Origin of the sequence: Kitasatospora sp. NPDC085464, from assembly GCF_044541955.1 — a bacterium.
Classification (GTDB): Bacteria; Actinomycetota; Actinomycetes; order Streptomycetales; family Streptomycetaceae; genus Kitasatospora.
In genome coordinates this window covers 51,360-68,658 of record NZ_JBITTM010000043.1, presented here as the reverse complement: position 1 = coordinate 68,658, position 17,299 = coordinate 51,360, and the positions used below count along the sequence as shown (strand labels likewise).

Here is a 17,299-nt window from a genome sequence, read left to right as displayed (position 1 = left end):
GTGTGGGGAGGCGAAGCCCAATGGCCGCGAGACCACTCGTCGCACGACAGCCCAACGAGCGTCTGCAGCAACTGATCCAGGAGGCCAGCTGCTCCAACGCCGGCCTGGCCCGGAGGGTCAACCTCTGCGGTGCCGAGCACGGTCTGGACCTGCGGTACGACAAGACCTCCGTCGCCCGCTGGCTGCGCGGTCAGCAGCCGCGCGGACAGGCCCCGGCGGTGATCGCCGAGGCCCTGGGCCGCAAGCTCGGCCGCAGCGTGTCGGTCGAGGAGATCGGCATGGCGGACGGCAAGAACCTCAGCTCGGGCATCGGGCTGCAGTTCGCCCCGACGCTGGGCGCCGCCCTGGAGCAGGTCTGCGAGCTCTGGCGCAGCGACGTCGGCCGGCGGGACTTCCTCACCGGGGCGACGGTCGCCGCTTCCGCGCTGGTGGAGCCCAGCCGGGACTGGCTGATCACCCCGCCGGACCCGGTCGTGGCGCGCGCCGGCGGTCCCCGGGTCGGCCCGACCGACGTGGCCGCGATCAAGGCGACCACCGCGATGCTGGTCGACCTGGACCACCGCTTCGGCAGCGGGCACGTGCGCCCGGTGGTGGTGCACTACCTCAACTCGGTGGTCTCCGGCCTGCTCGGCGGCGCCTACCGGGAGGAGACCGGCCGCCAACTCTTCGCCGCAGTGGCCCGGTTGACCGAGCTGGCCGGCTACATGGCGGTGGACACCGGGCAGCCGGGGCTGGCCCAGCGCTACTACATCCAGGCGCTCCGGCTCGCCCAGGCGGCCGACGACCGCGGCTACGGCGGCTACGTGCTGGCCGCCTCGATGAGCCACCTGGCGGCCACCCTCGGCAACCCTCGGGAGATCGCCCAACTCGCCCGGGCCGCACAGGAGGGCGCCCGGTCGGTGGCCACCCCGACGGCGATGGCGATGTTCTACGCCGCCGAGGCCCGCGGCCACGCCCTGCTCGGCGACGCCCGCTCCTGCGAGGCGGTGTCGGCCAGAGCGCTGGAGATGATGGAGAAGCGCCGCCCGGAGGACGACCCGGACTGGATCGTCCACTTCGACGACGCCTACCTCGCGGACGAGCTGGCCCACTGCCACCGGGACCTGGAGCAGGCCGGCCAGGCCGAGCACTACGCCCGCCGGGCGCTCGACCTGCACCCGCCGACCCGCGTCCGGCGCCGCGCGGTGGACCTGGTGCTGCTGGCCACCGCCCAGCTGCAGCAGCGGGACCTGGAACGCGCCTGCGAGACGGGCACCCAGGCCGTCCGGCTGCTGAGCGGGCTGCGCTCCAACCGGGGCGTGGAGTACCTGGACGAGTTCCGGCGCCGGCTGGAGCCCTACCGGGAGCAGCGGGTGGTCCGGGAGTTCCACGCCAGAGCGGACGCGGAGGCGGCCTGACCAGCGGCGGACCCGTACCGTCTGTGCAGGGAGCGTGACGGATGTCCCGCCCGCGTGGTCACCCGGTGAGGCGAACCGGTAGCGTGGGCGCGACGTCCAAGGAACTGTGATGCTCCCAAGAACCGACGAGATGTGGTCCGCCGTCAGCGCGCGGTCCTGCACAGGTGAGGAATCGCGTTGAGTCAGCGCCGCTCGTACCCCAACTCGGGTGATTTCAACCTGGACGACCTGTTCCGCCCCGAGCCCGGCCAGCCGCAGGGCCAGCCGGGCCAGCCGCAGTTCCAGGGGCAGCCGCAGTTCCAGGGTCAGCCGGGACAGCCGCAGGGGCACTCGGCGGTGCCGCCGGTGGGGCAGCCGTCCGGGCAGCCGGAGTACCTCGGCGAGGGCGCGCACGCGCTGCCGACCCAGGCCGTGCCCGCCCAGCCGATGCCGGGCCAGCCGATGCCGGGCCAGTCCATGCCCGCGCCGGGCGCGCCGTGGGGTGCGCCGCAGCCCGGGTACGGCGTCCCGCAGGGCGACCCGGCCCCGGAGACCCAGTACCTGCCGCCGTACCCGGTCGGCGATCCGCAGGGGGGCGGCTACCCCGCGCCGCAGACCCAGCCGGGCTTCCCGCAGCAGCAGTCCGCGCCCGGCTACGGGTACCCGCCGGTCGCGAGCCCCGTCGCGCACCCCCAGCCGGCCTACCCGGCGCAGGACTACAACCAGGGCTACGCCCCGGACCGCGGGCAGGGCTTCGACGCGACCCAGGGCGGCGGGTCCGTCCGCGGCGGTCGCCCGTCCAACAAGCTGATCATCGGCGGGGTGGTGGCGGGCTGCGCGGCGGCCGGCATCCTGGTCGCCGTCCTGATGAGCGGCGGCGACGACACCAAGGGCGGCGGGAAGGCCACCCCGGTGGCCGCGACCACCGCCGGCACGGCCCCCGCCACGGCGAGCGCGAGCGGCTCCGGCACCGCCGTCGACCCGGACGTCAAGGCGCAGGCGCAGCCGCTGTCGGACCTGCTGGGCACCGCGAGCGACAGCCGCAGCTCGGTGGTCTCCGCGGTCGCCTCGGTGCAGAAGTGCGACAAGCTGCCGGACTCCCAGCAGGCCCTCACCGCCGCGGCCGGCAAGCGCCGCGAGCTGCAGACCAAGCTGGGCCAGCTGAAGACGGACAAGCTGCCCGGCGGCCAGCAGCTGGTCGAGCAGCTGAACGCGGCCTGGGCCGCCTCGGCCCAGGCCGACGACGAGTACGCGGCGTGGGCGCAGGACGCGCAGGCCTCCTGCGACGCGAAGAAGCAGGACAACCAGCACTACAAGAACGCCGTCCAGGCCAGCGGCACCGCGACCAACGCGAAGAAGCAGGCCTCCACGCTCTGGAACACGATCGCCGGCCAGACCGGCCTGCCGTCGCGCAGCGACGGCGACCTGTAGCCGGGGCCGACGGGCGCGGGCGGCCGACGGGCCCGGGCGGACGACGGGTGGAGGCGGGCCGGGGTCGGCCCGCCCCGTCGCGCGTCACGCCGGCGGACGGCCCCCGGCGAGCACCCAGCGGACGTCCACGAAGCCCGGCTGCTGCAGGGTCATCCGCCCGTTCCTGACCACCTGGTACGTGACCCAGGTGTTCACCAGCCGGGGCGACGCCGTGCTGGGCAGCATGCTCGTGGTGCCCCAGTTCAGCGGCGGGGTGATCCCGGTGTCGATGCCCTCGCCGGCGTCCAGCAGCCCGGTGATCGACTTCGGGGTGACCGGCTTGCCGGCCTCCGACAGCTTCTGCGCCACCGTCCGGAACACCTCGTACGCGACCCAGGTGGTCTGCACCCCGGGGTCGGAGACGTCGATGGTGCTGCCGCCGGTGGTGTCCGCGCGCACCACCGCGCGCAGCCCGTCCCAGATCTTCGCCGACTCCGGCGGGTACCAGCTGGTGACGTAGGCGCCGCTGAGCGGGCCGGAGTCGCCGCCGGTGGAGTCGACCACCGACTGCTGCACGCTGCCGATCACCGAGGCGATCCGGGTGTTCTTCGGGTTCAGCCGCCGGTAGGAGTCCAGCAGGTTGCCGGTCGGCTCGGCGGTCAGCGCGCTGGTGATGCAGTTGCCCGGCTCGTCCTTGCCGATCGCCTTGCGGACGACCTGGGTGTAGTCGGACGACTGCTCGGGCGCCTTGACGTCCAGTAACCGCAGCCCGGCGGGCCGCAGCGCGGTGCCCAGGTAGCCGATCAGGTTGTCGCCGGCCGGGGTGTCCGGGCGGACCAGGGCCACGCTCTTGCACCCGGCGTCCACCAGCTGGCGGCCGCTGCCCGCGATCAGGGCCGGCATGCCGCCGTCCACCGGGTAGGACAGCGGGCTGGAGAACTCCGGCTGGGAGAGCCCGTACCCGCCGATCAGCGGGATGCCGGCGCGCTCCAGCACCGGCATGAAGGCCTCGCCCCACTGGCTGTAGGAGCCGATCACGGCGACCACCTTGGCGTCCACCGCCTGCTGGGCGCAGGCACGGGCGCCGTCGGCGGAGTTGTGCTCGTTGCAGGTGATCACCCGCAGTCGGCGGCCGTTCAGCCCGCCCTTGATGTTGACGTCCTGGCCGATCGCGGAGGCGAGCGCGGTCATGCCCGGCCGGTCGGCGGAGCCGGTCCCGGACGGGGCCCACGTCATCACGGTCAGCTCGCCGCCGCCGCCGCTGGAGGCATCGGCCGGTCCGCCGCACGCGGAGGCCGAGAAGAGGGCGGGGAGCAGCGTCGCAGCGGTCGCGGCGGCGGCGATCGGACGTCGGCGGCGGCGCCGCCCGATCGGCGGACGGGCCTGGAACGAGTCCCTTCGGCTGGTCATCGGTCTTCCCTCTCTGGGGCGCACTCCGGCGCACCGGAATCAGCCAAGCCCCGGTGCCACAAGCCGAGAGGGCCGAAGTGTGAACGATCGGAAAACGAAGGCTGAAATCCGGTGGAGTACGCGTGTAGATTCCGGAGTGGAGTACGAACGGACGAGGAACGTACGATCGTTGACCATGTCCGCCAGCACAGATTCTTCGCACCGGTCCGCCCGAAACCCTTCTCGTCCGGGGCACCGCTCCAGCACCATGGGCGGCATGCCGCTCAACGACCTGCCCTGGTGGCGCTGGCGAGCCCGACTGCGCTCGGCGCTGCACATGCTGTCCGACCCCGGTTTCCAGCAGGAGGCCTGGCTGGCCGGCCGGGAGGGCTACGGGGACGTGACCGACGCCGTCTACCGGCTGGTCGAGGACACCTGGCTGGACCGCTGGTCCGCCGAGAAGTACGTGGGCACGATCTTCCGGGACCCGGCCGAGGCCGCGCTGGTCGACGTCGCGGTGCTGCGCGCGGTGCAGATGCTGCACGAGGTGGGTGCGGACGCCCCGGCCTCCGCCTACCTCGGCCACCCCGGCTGGCCGGAGACCGTCCGGGCCGCCCGCGAGGCGCACGTGCTGCTGGCCGTGGGCGACGGGGACGACCCGGACGCGGCGCCCAAGTCGCTGGACGTGCTGCGCATCCTCACCCAGGTCTGACCCGCGGGGGGGCGGCGGCCCCGGTCGGACGGAGCCGTCCCGCAGTACGGGCAGCGGGGCGGCGGCTGTCCAGGATGTGACACGCTGGACCGTCCACCGCACGCCACGAACTCAGAACGGGATACCCCCACGTGGAACAGCAGCCGGCCGGCGCCCAGTACGTCCTCACGCTGTCCTGCCCCGACAAGCAGGGCATCGTCCACGCTGTCTCCAGCTACCTCTTCATGACCGGCTGCAACATCATCGACAGCCAGCAGTTCGGGGACGCCGACAGCGGACTCTTCTTCATGCGGGTGCACTTCTCCGCCCCCGAGCCGGTCACCGCCGACAAGCTGCGGGCCAGCTTCGCCGCGATCGGCGCCTCCTTCGGGATGGACTGGCAGCTCCACCCGACCGAGGAGCGGATGCGGATCATCCTCATGGTCAGCAAGTTCGGGCACTGCCTGAACGACCTGCTGTACCGCACCCGGATCGGCGCGCTGCCGGTGGAGATCGTCGCGGTGGTCTCCAACCACACCGACCTGCAGGACCTGACCGAGGGCTACGGGATCCCGTTCCACCACATTCCGGTCACCAAGGACACCAAGGAGCAGGCCGAGCAGCGGCTGCTCGACCTGGTCGCCGAGGAGCAGGTCGAACTGGTCGTGCTGGCCCGCTACATGCAGGTGCTCTCCGACCAGCTGTGCACCGAGCTGTCCGGCCGCGTGATCAACATCCACCACTCCTTCCTGCCGAGCTTCAAGGGCGCCAAGCCGTACCACCAGGCGCACGCCCGCGGGGTGAAGCTGATCGGCGCCACCGCGCACTACGTCACGGCCGACCTGGACGAGGGCCCGATCATCGAGCAGGAGGTGGCCCGGGTCACCCACGACGTCAGCCCGGACCAGCTGGTCGCGCTCGGCCGGGACGTCGAGTGCCAGGCGCTGGCCCGCGCGGTGAAGTGGCACAGCGAGCACCGGGTCCTGCTCGACGGCGCCCGTACCGTCGTCTTCGCCTGAGCCTCAGGGCCGGGACAGCAGCGGGAGCGCGTGCAGCACCTCGCGCACCGCGGCGCGGTCACCGTGCTCGCCGACCGGCAGCCGGTCCGGGTCACGGTGCGCGGCGGCCAGCAGGCAGAGCTCCAGGCCGTCCAGCACCATCGACGCCACCGGCTCCCCGCCGGGCGGCCCCGCGTCCGGGCTGCCGCTGCCGCCCGTGCCGTCGGCGCCGTCCAACGGGACCAGCCACTCGCCGCTCGCCGGGCCGTCGACCACCAGCCGCAGCCGACGGGCGGCCGGGTGCCCGCCGTCCCGCGCGGCCGGCGCCCCGGCGTGCTCGGGACGGGCGGCGCGCAGGCCGGCCAGCGCCCGGGGGAGCAGCCGGACCACCAACTCCACCATCTGCCGCAGGTGCTGCGGCGCCGGCGGGTCGTACGGGTAGGCGACCGCGCGGGCCACGTCCTCGCCGTGCACGTAGCACTCCAGGGCGCGGTCCACGAAGGCGTCGCGCAGCGGCAGCACCGCGCAGCCGTAGTCGACCGGGGTGTTGCCCTGCGGGGCGAGCGCGGCGCTGCGCACCAGGTCGTGGGTCTGCCGCCGCCACCGGGAGCGCACCGACTGCGGGGGCAGGGCGCCCTGGTCGCCGAGCAGCCGGGCGGTGCGCGCGGTGATCGCGGCGTACCGGCCGCCCTGCGGCGGGACGCGCGGTGCCGCGGGCGGCCCGGCCGGGTCCTGCGGCGGCACCCGTCGTCCGGTGGCCGCGGCGGCGGCGCCCGGGGCGGGGGCGCCCGGGGCGACGGGCACCGGGTCGGGCAGGCCGAGGGCGAGCGCCAGGAAGCCGTCCACCGCGGTCAGTCGGGAGAGCACCTCGGCCGGGCGCAGCCGCTCGGTGCCGCCGTGCCACGGCAGTTCGGCCACCTCCTGCCACTCCTCCGGGCCGAGGTCGCGCAGCAGTGCGTCGAGCTTGGCGGTCTCCGCGGTGTACGGCATGCCCCAGGCGGGGACGGGCAGTTCGGCCGGTCGGCGGGACAGGCACCAGTCGAGCACCTGCTGGCGCAGCGAGCCGGGCTGGTCCAGCGGCTCGTCCAGGGAGAGCCAGCCGGCCGCGTCGCGCAGTCGGGCACCCTCCTCGGCGCACTCCGGGCAGCCGCGCAGGTGCTGTTCCAGGTCGGCGGCGTCGCGGGTCGGACAGGCACCGAGGGCCCAGGCGCCGAGCAGCGAGCGCAGGGCGTCGTGCTGCTCCTCAGTGCTGCTCACGTCTCCCCGTCCCCGGCTTCGTCCTGGCGGGCGCGCTCCTCGGCCAGTTCGGTGGCCAGCAGCTCCAGTCCGAGCCGCATCCGCTGCTTGGCGGCCTGCTCGCTGATGCCGAGCAGCCGGGCCGTCTCCCGGTAGGTGCGGCCGTCGTAGTACGTCACCGCGATGGTCTCACGCAGGGGTTGGGGCAGGGAGTCGACCACGTACTGGATGCGCGCGGCGGTGGCCACGGCGCGGATCTCCGCCTCGGCGCCCCGGAGGTCGCCGCCCGGCCCGTGCTCGGCGGCCCGCCGCGCCCGCAGCCGTTCGACAGCGCGGCGGTGGGTGAGGGCGCCGAGCCAGGAGCGCAGGGTGCCCTCGGCGGGGTCGAAGTCCTCGGGGTGCTCCCAGACGTGGGCGAAGATCTCCCGGGTCAGCTGGGCGGCGGCGGCCTGGTCGGCCAGTATCCGTCCGGCCAGGCCGTGCACCATCGGCGCGAGCTGGTCGTAGAGTTCGCCGAGCGCCGTCTCCTCGCCCCGCGCGAGGCGGCGTTGCAGCTGCTCGTCCCAGCGCGGGGGCCGCTCCGGGGTGGCCATCGGGAACCACCCTCCTGCCCGGGGTCGCTGGCTTACCCAACGGTATCTTGCGGCCGGTCCGCGGTGGACGGAATCCGGCAAGAACGGAACCGGTCCTCGCGGATCGCGGGTTCGCCGTGGACCGTCGGCTCGGGCGGACTGTCGGCCGGGCGTGGACCGTCGATCGGGCGGGGACGGTCACATGGTGCGACGGTCCGTTCGTGGGACCGTCCGCCGATGCCGCTGTTCGAGACCGGCTGGACATATGTCGCACGGGTGGTTCGCGAGTGGCGGGCGGGGCACCGGGGGTGTCCGGCGGTAGGTTCCGGACCAGGGCGTGGCCGACGACCCGCGCCGGATCCGCGCGAGCAGCCGGACGCGCCCGCTGGGACCGGCGGTTCGGCCCGGGCCGGACGAGCGCCGGTACGAGGCTCGTGAGAGTGAGCGGGACAGTATGCACTGCCCTGTCCCCCGATCGCCGGAATATGCCCGAAGCGCTTGCTGCGGTCCGTCGGCCCGCTCATCCTGAGGCGTATTCGTGTCGCGGCCGGTGCGCGACCGACGAGTCGGCGCGGACGAGTGGGCGCGGGTGGACGGACCGGGCGGTCGCCCGGGTGCGGCCCGGGTGGCGCCGGGCGGAGTGCGAGGGCCCGCCGGCCGGTCGATCCGGCCCGATCGGGACTTAGGCCGAACTGCGAGTGCGGGTGGTGGAGCGGTGCAGGTTCTTCAGGTACAGCTTGCGGTGCAGGCGGACCCCGCCGAGGTCGGCCGGGCCCGTCGGTGGGTGCGCTCGCGGCTGCTGAACCACGGGGTGGACCCGGACGCGCCGATGGCCGAGACGGTGGTGCTGGTGGTCTCGGAGCTGGTGACCAACGCCGTGGTGCACACCGGCTGTCCGGCGGTGCTGCGGCTCTGCCTGCCGATGACCGAGGAGGAGCCGCGGGAGGCGAGCGGGTCGGTCGCCCCCCTGCGGGTGGAGGTCGCCGACGCGAGCCAGGCCGCCCCCACGCCGCGGCACGCCGGGGCCGACGAGGACGCGACCAACGGGCGCGGCCTGGAGCTGGTCGAGCTGCTCTGCGAGCGCTGGGGCTGGTACCCGGACGGCTCGGGCAAGCGGGTCTGGTGCGAGATCGGTGCCGACGCCCGGCCGGCCGATCCGCTGGCCGACGTGGACTGGGCGGCTTTGGCGCAATAGCGGCTTTCCCGGTGGCCGCGGCGCCGTGGCGATCACCGGCCGAAAGGTGACGCAACCATTCCGAATTTCCGACTACCCATTGACGTGACGTATCCGACTGATCACGCTTGGGTGCGGCTCTCCGACGCGAGGGGACGCCGAGGGGTTCGTCCGTCCACCGCCGCGGTGCCGCTGTCCAGGGGGATCGTGTCAGCGAGGGGGCCGCGGACTGCCGGTCGCGGACCGTTCCTCGGCGAGTGCGGAGGCCGCGGCGCGGGTTCAGGGCCCGCGCGTCGCGGTTGGATGGCGGTGTGCCGTGCCGTGCTCGGGGTGCGCGCGGCCTGCCGCCATCCACTGCGTCTCCGTGGAGCGGCGGAATCCGGCCACCACCGGGGCCGGTTCCGGGGCCTCGCCCGTGCGTTGCCCGTGCTGTCGCCGGCGGATCCGTCGACGAGTCCGCCGGTGGGCCTGCCCACGGACTACCGGGGGGCGGCGCGGAAGGTGCGCCGGTAGGCGCTGGGCGCCACGTCGAGGCGGCCGCGCAGTTGCAGCCGCAACGAGGCGGCGGTGCCGAAACCGGACTCCCGGGCGACCTGGTCGATCGTCAGATCGGTGCGTTCCAGCAGCTGGCGGGCGCGTTCGGTGCGCTGGGTGGTGATCCACTGGCCGGGGCTGGCGCCGGTCTCCTCGCGGAACCGCCGTGTGAAGGTCCGTACGCTCATGCCCGCCCGGTCGGCGAGGAGGCGCAGGGTGAGCGGCCGGTCCAGGTGCTCCAGCGCCCAGGCGCGCACCGCGGTGGTGCCGTGGTCGCCGGCGTCCACCGGGCTCGGGGCCTCCACGTACTGCTTCTGGCCGCCCTCGCGCCACGGCGGCACCAGGCAGTTGCGGGCCACCGCGTTGGCCACCGCGCTGCCGTGGTCGCGGCGCACCACGTGCAGGCAGAGGTCCACCCCGGCGGCGACCCCGCCGGAGGTGAGGATGTCGCCGTCGTCGGTGTAGAGCACGTCCGGGTCGAGCCGCACCGCGGGGAACAGCCGGGCGAAGCGGTCGGTGTAGCGCCAGTGGGTGGTGGCCGGGCGGCCGTCCAGCAAGCCGGCGGCGGCCAGGATGAACGAGCCGGTGCAGATCGACATCAGCCGGGTGCCGGGCCGGATCCGGGCCAGCGCGGCGGCCAGTGCGGGGGTGAAGCAGGCGTCGGCGACCGCCGGGCTGGAGTCGGCGGAGGCCGGGACCACCACCGTGTCGGCCCGTTCCAGGAGTTCGGGACCGTGGTCGACGGCGACCCGGAAGTCGGCGCTGGTGGCGACCGGCCGCCCGTCCAGAGTGCAGGTGGCCACCTCGTAGAAGGGCCGTCCGGCCGGGTCCTTGGCGCCGCCGAAGATGCGGGCCGGGATGCCGAGTTCGAAGGCGATCACGCCCTCCAGGGCGAGTACCGCGACCAGGTGCGCCATGAGGTCTCCTCGGCTGTCGGTGAATCCGGGACAGCGTACGCCGGGTCATGGCCCGATCCTTGCGAAAGCTGTCATTCAGGCCACTCGTCCGGGGCGCGGCGGCCCGGAACACTCGTCGCGTGACCGAACGCAGCGCCCTCGCCCCCACGCCCCTCCCCGATCCGGCCGACTCCGGTCCGGCCGTTCCCGGCCCGGCCGTTCCCGATCCGGCTGCCGCACGGCCGGCCGGCCCCGAACGGGCCGCGCAGGCCGGGCGCCCCCGGGTGCACTACGCCTGGGTGGTGGCCGGCGTCTCCCTGCTCGTCCTGCTCGGCTCGGCCGGCTTCCGCTCCACCCCGAGCCTGATGATGGACGCCCTGCACAACGAGTTCGGCTGGTCGCTCGGGACCATCTCCAGCGCCACCTCCGTCAACCTGACCCTCTACGGCCTCACCGCCCCGTTCGCCGCCGCCCTGATGGACCGGTTCGGGGTGCGCCTCGTGGTGGTCTGTGCGCTGCTGACCATCTCGGTCGGCTCCGGGCTCACCATGCTGATGCGCGAGCCCTGGCAACTGGTGCTCTGCTGGGGCGTGCTGGTCGGCCTCGGCAGCGGCTCGATGGCCGGCGCCTTCGCCACCACCATCACCGGTCGCTGGTTCCGGGCTCGCCAGGGCCTGGTCACCGGCGTACTGACCGCCGCCGGCGCGGCCGGGAACCTGGTCTTCCTGCCGGTCGGCGCCTGGCTGGTCGAACAGCACGGCTGGCGCTCGGCCGTGGTCGTGGTCTCGCTCGCCGCCAGTGCCGTCGCCGTCCCGGTCCTGCTGCTGATGCGCGAGCGGCCCGCCGACGTCGGCCTGCTCCCGTACGGCGCCACCGAGGAGCCGCCGGCCCCGCCCGTCGGTGACACCCGCGCGCTGGCCCGCTCGCTGCGGGTGCTGCGCTCCGCCGCCCGCACCCGGGCCTTCTGGCTGCTGGCCGGCTCCTTCGCGATCTGCGGCGCCACCACCGCCGGCCTGGTCGGCACCCACTTCATCCCGGCCGCGCACGACCACGGCATGCCGGTCACCACCGCGGCGAGCCTGCTCGCCCTGATCGGCGTCTTCGACGTGGTCGGCACCGTCTTCAGCGGCTGGCTCACCGACCGGCTCGACTCCCGGGTGCTGCTGACGGTCTACTACGGGCTGCGCGGCCTCTCCCTGCTCCTGCTGCCGCAGCTGCTGGCCGGCTCGCTGCACCCGCCGATCCTGGCCTTCGTGGTCTTCTACGGCCTGGACTGGGTCGCCACCGTGCCGCCGACCGTCGCGCTGTGCCGCCGGCACTTCGGCGAGGACGCCCCGATCGTCTTCGGCTGGGTCCTGGCCGCCCACCAGATCGGTGCGGCCGTCGTCGCCGGGCTGGCGGGCCTGGCCCGCGACGCGCTCGGCAACTACGACCTGACCTGGTACGGCGCCGGCGGGCTGTGCGCGGTCGCGGTCGGGCTCTGCCTGGCGCTGCGGACCGGGCGGACCGACCGGCCGGGCACGACCGGTGCCGGCGGTGCTGCCGGTGCCGCCGGTGCTGCCGGTGCTGCCGGTGCCGCCGGTGCCGGCGGGAAGGCTGTCACCGCGGAGGTCTAGGCTCCGCTCCATGGCGCTCACCTTCACGCTGGATCCCAAGCTCGACCCCGACCTGCGGACGGAGATCGTCCGCCTCTGGACCGACGTGACCAACGCCGGCGGCGCGGTCGGCTTCGTGGCGCCGGTCACCGAAGAGGAGGTGTGGGACACCGCCGACCACCAGTTCGACGGGGTCGGCCCGGACGGTCCGGACCGGCTGCTGGCCGCGCACGACGCCGACACCGGCCGGCTGGTGGGCGTGCTGTTCTTCGCGTCGATGCGCTTCGGCCCGATGGAGCACTGGCGGATGCTCAAGCGGGTCATGGTGCACCCCGACTGCCAGGGCCGGGGCCACGGCGCCGAGTTGCTCGCCGAGGCCGAGCGGGTCGCCAGGGAGTGGGGCCTGCAGTCGCTGCGGCTCACCGCGCGCGGCGGCCTGGGGCTGGAGAAGTTCTACGCCCGCAGCGGCTACCGCGAGGTCGGTCGGGTGCCGGCCGCGATCCGGGTCGCCCCCGGGGACGACCGCGACGACATCACGATGTGGCTCGATCTGCGCTGATCCCGGGCCCCGGGCGGCTGCGGCCGGCCGCGGCGGGCGGCCCGCCCTCCTCGTCCGGCACCGGGCAGGAGGGGCCCCGGCCGGGCCGGCCGTCAGGCATGCTTGACTGGAGGACCCGCCCCGACCCCGCCGGCCGCCCCGCCGGCCCGCCCCGCGCAACGAGAAGGATGTGTTCCAGTGAGCAGCAACGGCCCGGGAAAGTCGCACGCCACGCTCCGCTACACCTCCATGCGGGTCAGCATCTTCCTCGGGTGCCTGCTGGTGGCCCTGCTGCTCGGGCACTTCCAGATCATTCCGGTCAGCGGCGAGGCGGGCGTGATCTTCCTCTTCCTGCTGGCCGCGATCGCCTCCGCGCCGCTCAGCTACGCGCTGCTGAGCAAGCAGCGTGACGAGATGTCCGCCCAGATCAGCGGCAAGGTCACCGGGATCCGCAGCCGTACCGCCGACCGGATCGCCGCGCAGAACGCCGAGGAGGACGCCGCCGACGACGCCGCCCGCGCGGCGACCGCCGGGCAGAACTGACCCCGGCCCCACCCCCGACCGCCCAGCCGCCGCCGCAGCCGCCGTGCCCGCCACCCCGGATCCCGTGCCGTCCGAGCAGCCGGTCGAGCTGCAGTCCGAGCCGTCCGCGCAGCCGTCCGGTTCGTCGCCCAACTCATCGCCCGACTTGTCGTCCGGTTCGTCGCCCGAGTCGTCGTCCGCCGAGAGCGAGCTCGGGACCTGGCCGGCGCCCGTGCGCCGGCCCACCGGGCGGGACGTGGCCCGGCTCGCCGGGGTCTCCCAGGCCACCGTGTCGCTGGTCTTCTCCGGTGCCGAGGCCGGGCGGCGGGTCTCCGAAGCCACCCGGCAACGGGTCCGGGAGGCCGCCCGCAGCCTCGGCTACCGTCCGCAGGCGGCCGGCCGGCAGCTGCGGCTGGGCCGCAGCGGGATGATCCTGCTCGCCGTGCCGAACCTCCAGGGCCCGTTCTTCGGCCGGGTGCTGGACGGTGTCCACCAGGAGGCCGGCCGCAACGGCCTGGCCGTCGTGGTGAGTTCCGGCTGGGGCAGCGCCACCCTCGCCGAGGCCGCCACCGCCGGGCGCTTCGACGGCCTGCTGATCTGCTCCCCGGACGACAGCCAGCTCGGTGAGCTGCCCGCCGACACCTCCGCCGTCTTCCTGGACGCCGACCCGGGCACCGACCGCACCCGCCCGACCGTCGAGCTCGACGTGGCCGGCGGGATGCGCGCCGCCGTCGAGCACCTGGCCGCGCTGGGCCACCGCCGGATCGGCCGGCTGCGCTCCACCCACTCCGCGTACACCTTCCGGGTGCGACAGGCCGCCTTCGAGCGGGCGGTGCGGGAACTCGGCCTGGACGTCGTGGAGTTGGGCGTGAGCCTGAACGAGGGGCACCGGGCCGCGCGGACCGTGGCGGACCGGCTGCTGGCGCGGTCGGACCGGCCGCGCGCGGTGATCTGCGACGACGACGTGGTCGCCTCCGGGGTCTACCAGGCCGCCGCCGAGCTGGGGCTGCGGGTGCCGGAGGACGTGTCCGTGGTCGGTATGGACAACGTTCCGGTGGCCGCGCTGCTCGCCCCGCCGCTGACCACCGTCGACCTGCCCGGCGAGGAGCTGGGCCGGGCGGGCGCCGCCGCGCTGGCGGGCCTGTTGCGCGGGGAGCGGGTGGAGCCGGTCGCGCCGCTGGCCACCTCGCTGGTGCTGCGGGCCTCCACGGCCTCGGCGTAGCGCCCCGGTCCCGGAGGTTCGCCCGGCCGGACCGGACGGGGAGAGGACTGCGCCCACCGGCCAGACCACCGGTGGGCGCAGTCGTTCGTGGGGTGGGCTCAGCCCACCGGGACGGGCCGGGCCGCGCCCGGTACGACCGGCGCCGGGTGGAACCAGCGCCGGGAGCCGAACAGCAGCAGCCCGCCGAGGGCGATCCCGCCCGCCGCGCACAGCGCGACCGACTGCAGCGAGCTCTCGGCGAGGCTGCCGGAGACGGCGTAGCCGAGCGAGTTGCCGGTGGCGAACAGCGTGACCAGCCAGGCGAAGGCCTCGGTGACGGTGCCGGTCGGCGCCAGCTCGGCGACCAGTACGAACGCCGCCGCGAGCAGGGGCGCCAGCATGATCCCGGAGAGGAAGGCCAGTGCGGCCATCGGGTACGGCCCGGGCAGGGCGATCAGCGGCAGGTAGCTGGCGGCCATCGCGACCGCCATCACCCAGGTGCGGGTGGCGGTGGTGTGCCGCCACTTGACCGCGCCGTAGGCGAGCGCGCCGAGCAGTCCGCCGAGCGCCGCCAGCGCCAGCAGGGTGCCCGCGCCGCCCGGCAGCGCGCCGGTGTGGCGTTCGGCGTAGGCGATGAACAGCACGTTCTGCGCGCCGACGGCCCAGCCGGCCCCGGCCAGCCCGACCAGCAGCAGCACCAGGCCGGGGGAGCGCAGCGGTCCGAGCAGTCCGGCGGAGTGCTCGCGGACCGGGGCGCGCCAGGCCCTGGCGGGTGCGGTGGTGGCCACGATCAGGGCGCCGGCCAGGCCCAGTCCGGCGGCCACCCAGAGCGCGACGACCGGGCTGAACAGGCCGGCGATCCCGGCGACGGCCAGCGGCCCGGCGACGTAGAGGATCTGCTGGGAGGCGGAGTCGAAGGCGTAGGCGGTGTCGAGCTGCTCGGCCTCGACGACGTCCGGCCAGAGCGAGCGCAGGCAGGGCTCCAGCGGGGGCATGGCGAGGCCGGCGACCGCGGCGCCGACCGGCGCGGCGAGCGCGGAGCCGGGGGAGAGGGCGAGCAGGGCGTATCCGCCGCCGGCCACCACGGCCGAGGCGAGCAGGACGCGCGGCTGTCCGGTGCGGTCCACGATCCGGCCGAGCACCGGCCCGCCGACGGCCGCCGAGATCGCGTACGCGGCGGTGGCCAGCCCGATCCGCCCGTACGGCGCGCCGGCCTCGCGCAGGGCGAGGGCGATCACCAGGGCGGTCATGCCGGCGGGCAGGCGGCCGAGCAGGGTGCCGAGGAGCAGGCGGGTCACGTGCGGGGCGCGGAGCAGGGCGAGGTAGCCCATCGGCGTCTTCTCCGGTCTGGGCAGGCGGGGGCGGGGACGCCGTCAAGGTTATACGTATAACTACTCGCCGGTCAATCGGCCTGTCGGTCCGGACTGATGGGGCGTCAGCGTCGTTCGTGTCCGGACCTCGGCAGCAAGGTAGGGAGGGGTTTCGGACGATCTCAAACAAGTACTTTGAACATCTCAAACCTTTGCTGCTAACGTATCGGCCATGTCAGCCTCAGACGCACTGCGGACGCACGGACCGGGCCTCCTGCCCGGCGCCGCCCGCCCGTGCGCTCTGACCGGTGCTGTGGACAGCCCGCGCCGTTGTCGCGCCATGCGCTGTACTGCCCTGAGCTGTACGTCGGCGGCACGCCCCTGACCGGGGCCCCGACCCCTTCCGTCCGGCCCCGCGCCGTGCCGCCCGCTCCGCCCCACACCTCACCGTTCAGCCACGCCCTCCCCCGGAGTCGCACCCCCATGTCCACAGCGCCCGAGGCGACCTCGTCGCCGTCCGTGCTCGCCCGTATCCGCAAGACACCGTTCTGGGTGCAGATCGTCGCCGGCCTGGTGCTCGGCGTCGGCCTCGGCTACCTGGCCCGCGCCGCCGACATCTCCTGGCTGGCCACCACCCTGGAGACGATCGGCAAGATCTTCGTCCAGCTGCTCAAGCTGGCCGTGCCGCCGCTGGTGTTCACCGCGATCGTGGTGAGCGTCGCCAACCTGCGCAACGTCACCAACGCGGCCCGACTCGCCACCCGCACGCTGCTCTGGTTCATGGTCACCTCGCTGATCGCGGTCGGCATCGGCCTGGGCCTGGGCCTGCTGACCAACCCCGGCAGGGGCACCAACCTGAAGACCGAGGGCCTCAAGGCGCTCGACTCCAAGGGCACCTGGATCGACTTCCTGACCGGGATCTTCCCGACCAACATCGTCGACGCCTTCGCCAAGGTGAACGTGCTGCAGATCGTCTTCATGGCGGTCGTGGTCGGCGCGGCGGTCATCAAGCTCGGCGCCAAGGCCGAGCCGGTCCTCAAGCTCAGCGAGTCCGTGCTGGAGCTGACCCAGACCGCGCTGTGGTGGGTCATCCGGCTCTCCCCGCTCGGCACCCTCGGCCTGATCGGCAAGTCCGTCGCCAAGTACGGCTGGGACCTGCTCAAGCCCTTCGCCACGCTGACCCTCGACATCTACGTCGGCTGCGCGCTGGTCCTGTTCGTCGTCTACTCGCTGCTGCTGCGCTTCGCCGCCGGCCTCAACCCGCTGCACTTCTTCAAGGGCGCCTGGCCCGCGATCCAGCTGGCCTTCGTCTCGCGATCCTCGGTCGGCACCCTGCCGGTCACCCGTCGCGTCACCGAGCGCCTCGGCGTCCCGAGCGAGTACGCCTCCTTCTCGGTGCCGTTCGGCGCCACCACCAAGATGGACGGCTGCGCCGCGATCTACCCGGCGATCGCCGCGATCTTCGTCGCCCAGGTCTACAACATCGACCTCGGCATCAAGGACTACATCCTGATCGCCTTCGTCTCGGTGGTCGGCTCGGCCGCCACCGCGGGCCTCACCGGTGCGATCGTCATGCTGACGCTCACCCTGTCCACCCTGGGCCTGCCGCTGGAGGGCGTCGGCCTGCTGCTCGCCATCGACCCGATCCTGGACATGATGCGCACCGCGACCAACGTCGCCGGTCAGGTCCTGGTACCGGTCGTGGTGGCCGCGCGGGAGAAGATCCTCGACGTGGCCGCGTACAACAACCCCTCGGGCGACCTGTACGGCGAGGACGCCCCGGCGGGCGCCCCCGCGGGTGCCGTCGCGAGCCCTGCCGCCGCCTGATCCCCGTCGACCTCGACCCGCGTCGACCTC

The 17,299-nt window shown here is 74.3% G+C and carries 15 protein-coding genes; 10 read left to right on the top strand and 5 right to left on the bottom strand.

Annotation, left to right across the window (positions count from 1 at the left end; all coding sequences use genetic code 11):
- The first annotated feature begins 20 nt into the window (after nucleotides 1-20).
- Nucleotides 21-1,397 (top strand): transcriptional regulator, encoded by a 1,377-nt coding sequence (locus ACIGG8_RS32360; protein ID WP_350524909.1) that lies wholly within the window; start codon nucleotides 21-23, stop codon nucleotides 1,395-1,397.
- Between the two features lie 177 nt (nucleotides 1,398-1,574).
- A complete protein-coding gene (locus tag ACIGG8_RS32355; RefSeq protein WP_396552239.1) occupies nucleotides 1,575-2,807 on the top strand; it encodes a hypothetical protein in 1,233 nt (410 codons plus the stop codon).
- 84 nt (nucleotides 2,808-2,891) lie between these two features.
- Here ACIGG8_RS32355 and ACIGG8_RS32350 read toward each other — a convergent pair whose 3' ends face one another.
- Nucleotides 2,892-4,196 carry an ABC transporter substrate-binding protein gene (locus ACIGG8_RS32350; protein ID WP_396552238.1) on the bottom strand — a complete coding sequence of 435 codons (1,305 nt, stop codon included), beginning with the start codon at nucleotides 4,194-4,196 and terminating at the stop codon, nucleotides 2,892-2,894.
- 175 nt (nucleotides 4,197-4,371) lie between these two features.
- Between ACIGG8_RS32350 and ACIGG8_RS32345 the strand changes: the two genes are divergently transcribed.
- Both ACIGG8_RS32345 and purU read left to right on the top strand, forming a co-directional pair.
- Entirely contained in the window at nucleotides 4,372-4,887 is a 516-nt protein-coding gene (locus ACIGG8_RS32345; RefSeq protein ID WP_350524912.1) for a hypothetical protein, read from the top strand.
- A 131-nt stretch (nucleotides 4,888-5,018) separates the two neighbouring features.
- On the top strand, nucleotides 5,019-5,885 hold the full coding sequence (purU, locus tag ACIGG8_RS32340; RefSeq protein ID WP_350524913.1) for a formyltetrahydrofolate deformylase: 867 nt from the start codon (nucleotides 5,019-5,021) through the stop codon (nucleotides 5,883-5,885).
- Nucleotides 5,886-5,888: 3 nt separating this feature from the next.
- On the opposite strand, the gene ACIGG8_RS32335 is transcribed toward purU, so the two are convergent.
- On the bottom strand, nucleotides 5,889-7,121 hold the full coding sequence (locus ACIGG8_RS32335) for a zf-HC2 domain-containing protein (RefSeq protein WP_396552237.1): 1,233 nt from the start codon (nucleotides 7,119-7,121) through the stop codon (nucleotides 5,889-5,891).
- Nucleotides 7,118-7,693: a sigma-70 family RNA polymerase sigma factor gene (locus ACIGG8_RS32330; protein WP_350524915.1), complete on the bottom strand. Its 576-nt coding sequence runs from the start codon at nucleotides 7,691-7,693 to the stop codon at nucleotides 7,118-7,120. Before ACIGG8_RS32330 ends, ACIGG8_RS32335 begins: the two co-directional genes overlap by 4 nt.
- A 694-nt stretch (nucleotides 7,694-8,387) precedes the next feature.
- Between ACIGG8_RS32330 and ACIGG8_RS32325 the strand changes: the two genes are divergently transcribed.
- Entirely contained in the window at nucleotides 8,388-8,867 is a 480-nt protein-coding gene (locus ACIGG8_RS32325) for an ATP-binding protein (RefSeq protein ID WP_396552236.1), read from the top strand.
- A 458-nt stretch (nucleotides 8,868-9,325) separates the two neighbouring features.
- Here the strand turns inward: ACIGG8_RS32325 and ACIGG8_RS32320 are convergent, their stop codons facing one another.
- A complete protein-coding gene (locus ACIGG8_RS32320; protein ID WP_396552235.1) occupies nucleotides 9,326-10,297 on the bottom strand; it encodes a GlxA family transcriptional regulator in 972 nt (323 codons plus the stop codon).
- A 119-nt stretch (nucleotides 10,298-10,416) separates the two neighbouring features.
- Between ACIGG8_RS32320 and ACIGG8_RS32315 the strand changes: the two genes are divergently transcribed.
- The 4 genes from ACIGG8_RS32315 (at nucleotide 10,417) to ACIGG8_RS32300 (ending at nucleotide 14,153) form a co-directional block, all read left to right on the top strand.
- Complete coding sequence (locus tag ACIGG8_RS32315; protein WP_396552234.1) at nucleotides 10,417-11,892, top strand: MFS transporter; 1,476 nt, start codon at nucleotides 10,417-10,419, stop codon at nucleotides 11,890-11,892.
- 10 nt (nucleotides 11,893-11,902) lie between these two features.
- Nucleotides 11,903-12,430 carry a GNAT family N-acetyltransferase gene (locus tag ACIGG8_RS32310; RefSeq protein WP_396552233.1) on the top strand — a complete coding sequence of 176 codons (528 nt, stop codon included), beginning with the start codon at nucleotides 11,903-11,905 and terminating at the stop codon, nucleotides 12,428-12,430.
- A gap of 177 nt (nucleotides 12,431-12,607) precedes the next feature.
- Nucleotides 12,608-12,952: a DUF4229 domain-containing protein gene (locus ACIGG8_RS32305; protein ID WP_350524919.1), complete on the top strand. Its 345-nt coding sequence runs from the start codon at nucleotides 12,608-12,610 to the stop codon at nucleotides 12,950-12,952.
- 64 nt (nucleotides 12,953-13,016) lie between these two features.
- A complete protein-coding gene (locus ACIGG8_RS32300) occupies nucleotides 13,017-14,153 on the top strand; it encodes a LacI family DNA-binding transcriptional regulator (RefSeq protein WP_396552232.1) in 1,137 nt (378 codons plus the stop codon).
- Between the two features lie 98 nt (nucleotides 14,154-14,251).
- Here the strand turns inward: ACIGG8_RS32300 and ACIGG8_RS32295 are convergent, their stop codons facing one another.
- Nucleotides 14,252-15,463 carry an MFS transporter gene (locus ACIGG8_RS32295; protein WP_396552231.1) on the bottom strand — a complete coding sequence of 404 codons (1,212 nt, stop codon included), beginning with the start codon at nucleotides 15,461-15,463 and terminating at the stop codon, nucleotides 14,252-14,254.
- A gap of 462 nt (nucleotides 15,464-15,925) precedes the next feature.
- Between ACIGG8_RS32295 and ACIGG8_RS32290 the strand changes: the two genes are divergently transcribed.
- Nucleotides 15,926-17,269: a dicarboxylate/amino acid:cation symporter gene (locus ACIGG8_RS32290; RefSeq protein WP_350524922.1), complete on the top strand. Its 1,344-nt coding sequence runs from the start codon at nucleotides 15,926-15,928 to the stop codon at nucleotides 17,267-17,269.
- Nucleotides 17,270-17,299 lie beyond the last annotated feature (30 nt).

What these genes read in the sequence shown, in the direction of transcription:
- ACIGG8_RS32290 (WP_350524922.1), top strand. Translation starts at nt 15,926, where the DNA reads ATGTCCACAGCGCCCGAGGCGACCTCGTCGCCGTCCGTGCTCGCCCGT.
- ACIGG8_RS32350 (WP_396552238.1), bottom strand. Translation starts at nt 4,196, where the DNA reads ATGACCAGCCGAAGGGACTCGTTCCAGGCCCGTCCGCCGATCGGGCGG.
- ACIGG8_RS32345 (WP_350524912.1), top strand. Translation starts at nt 4,372, where the DNA reads ATGTCCGCCAGCACAGATTCTTCGCACCGGTCCGCCCGAAACCCTTCT.
- ACIGG8_RS32295 (WP_396552231.1), bottom strand. Translation starts at nt 15,463, where the DNA reads ATGGGCTACCTCGCCCTGCTCCGCGCCCCGCACGTGACCCGCCTGCTC.
- ACIGG8_RS32360 (WP_350524909.1), top strand. Translation starts at nt 21, where the DNA reads ATGGCCGCGAGACCACTCGTCGCACGACAGCCCAACGAGCGTCTGCAG.
- ACIGG8_RS32310 (WP_396552233.1), top strand. Translation starts at nt 11,903, where the DNA reads ATGGCGCTCACCTTCACGCTGGATCCCAAGCTCGACCCCGACCTGCGG.
- ACIGG8_RS32330 (WP_350524915.1), bottom strand. Translation starts at nt 7,693, where the DNA reads ATGGCCACCCCGGAGCGGCCCCCGCGCTGGGACGAGCAGCTGCAACGC.
- ACIGG8_RS32320 (WP_396552235.1), bottom strand. Translation starts at nt 10,297, where the DNA reads ATGGCGCACCTGGTCGCGGTACTCGCCCTGGAGGGCGTGATCGCCTTC.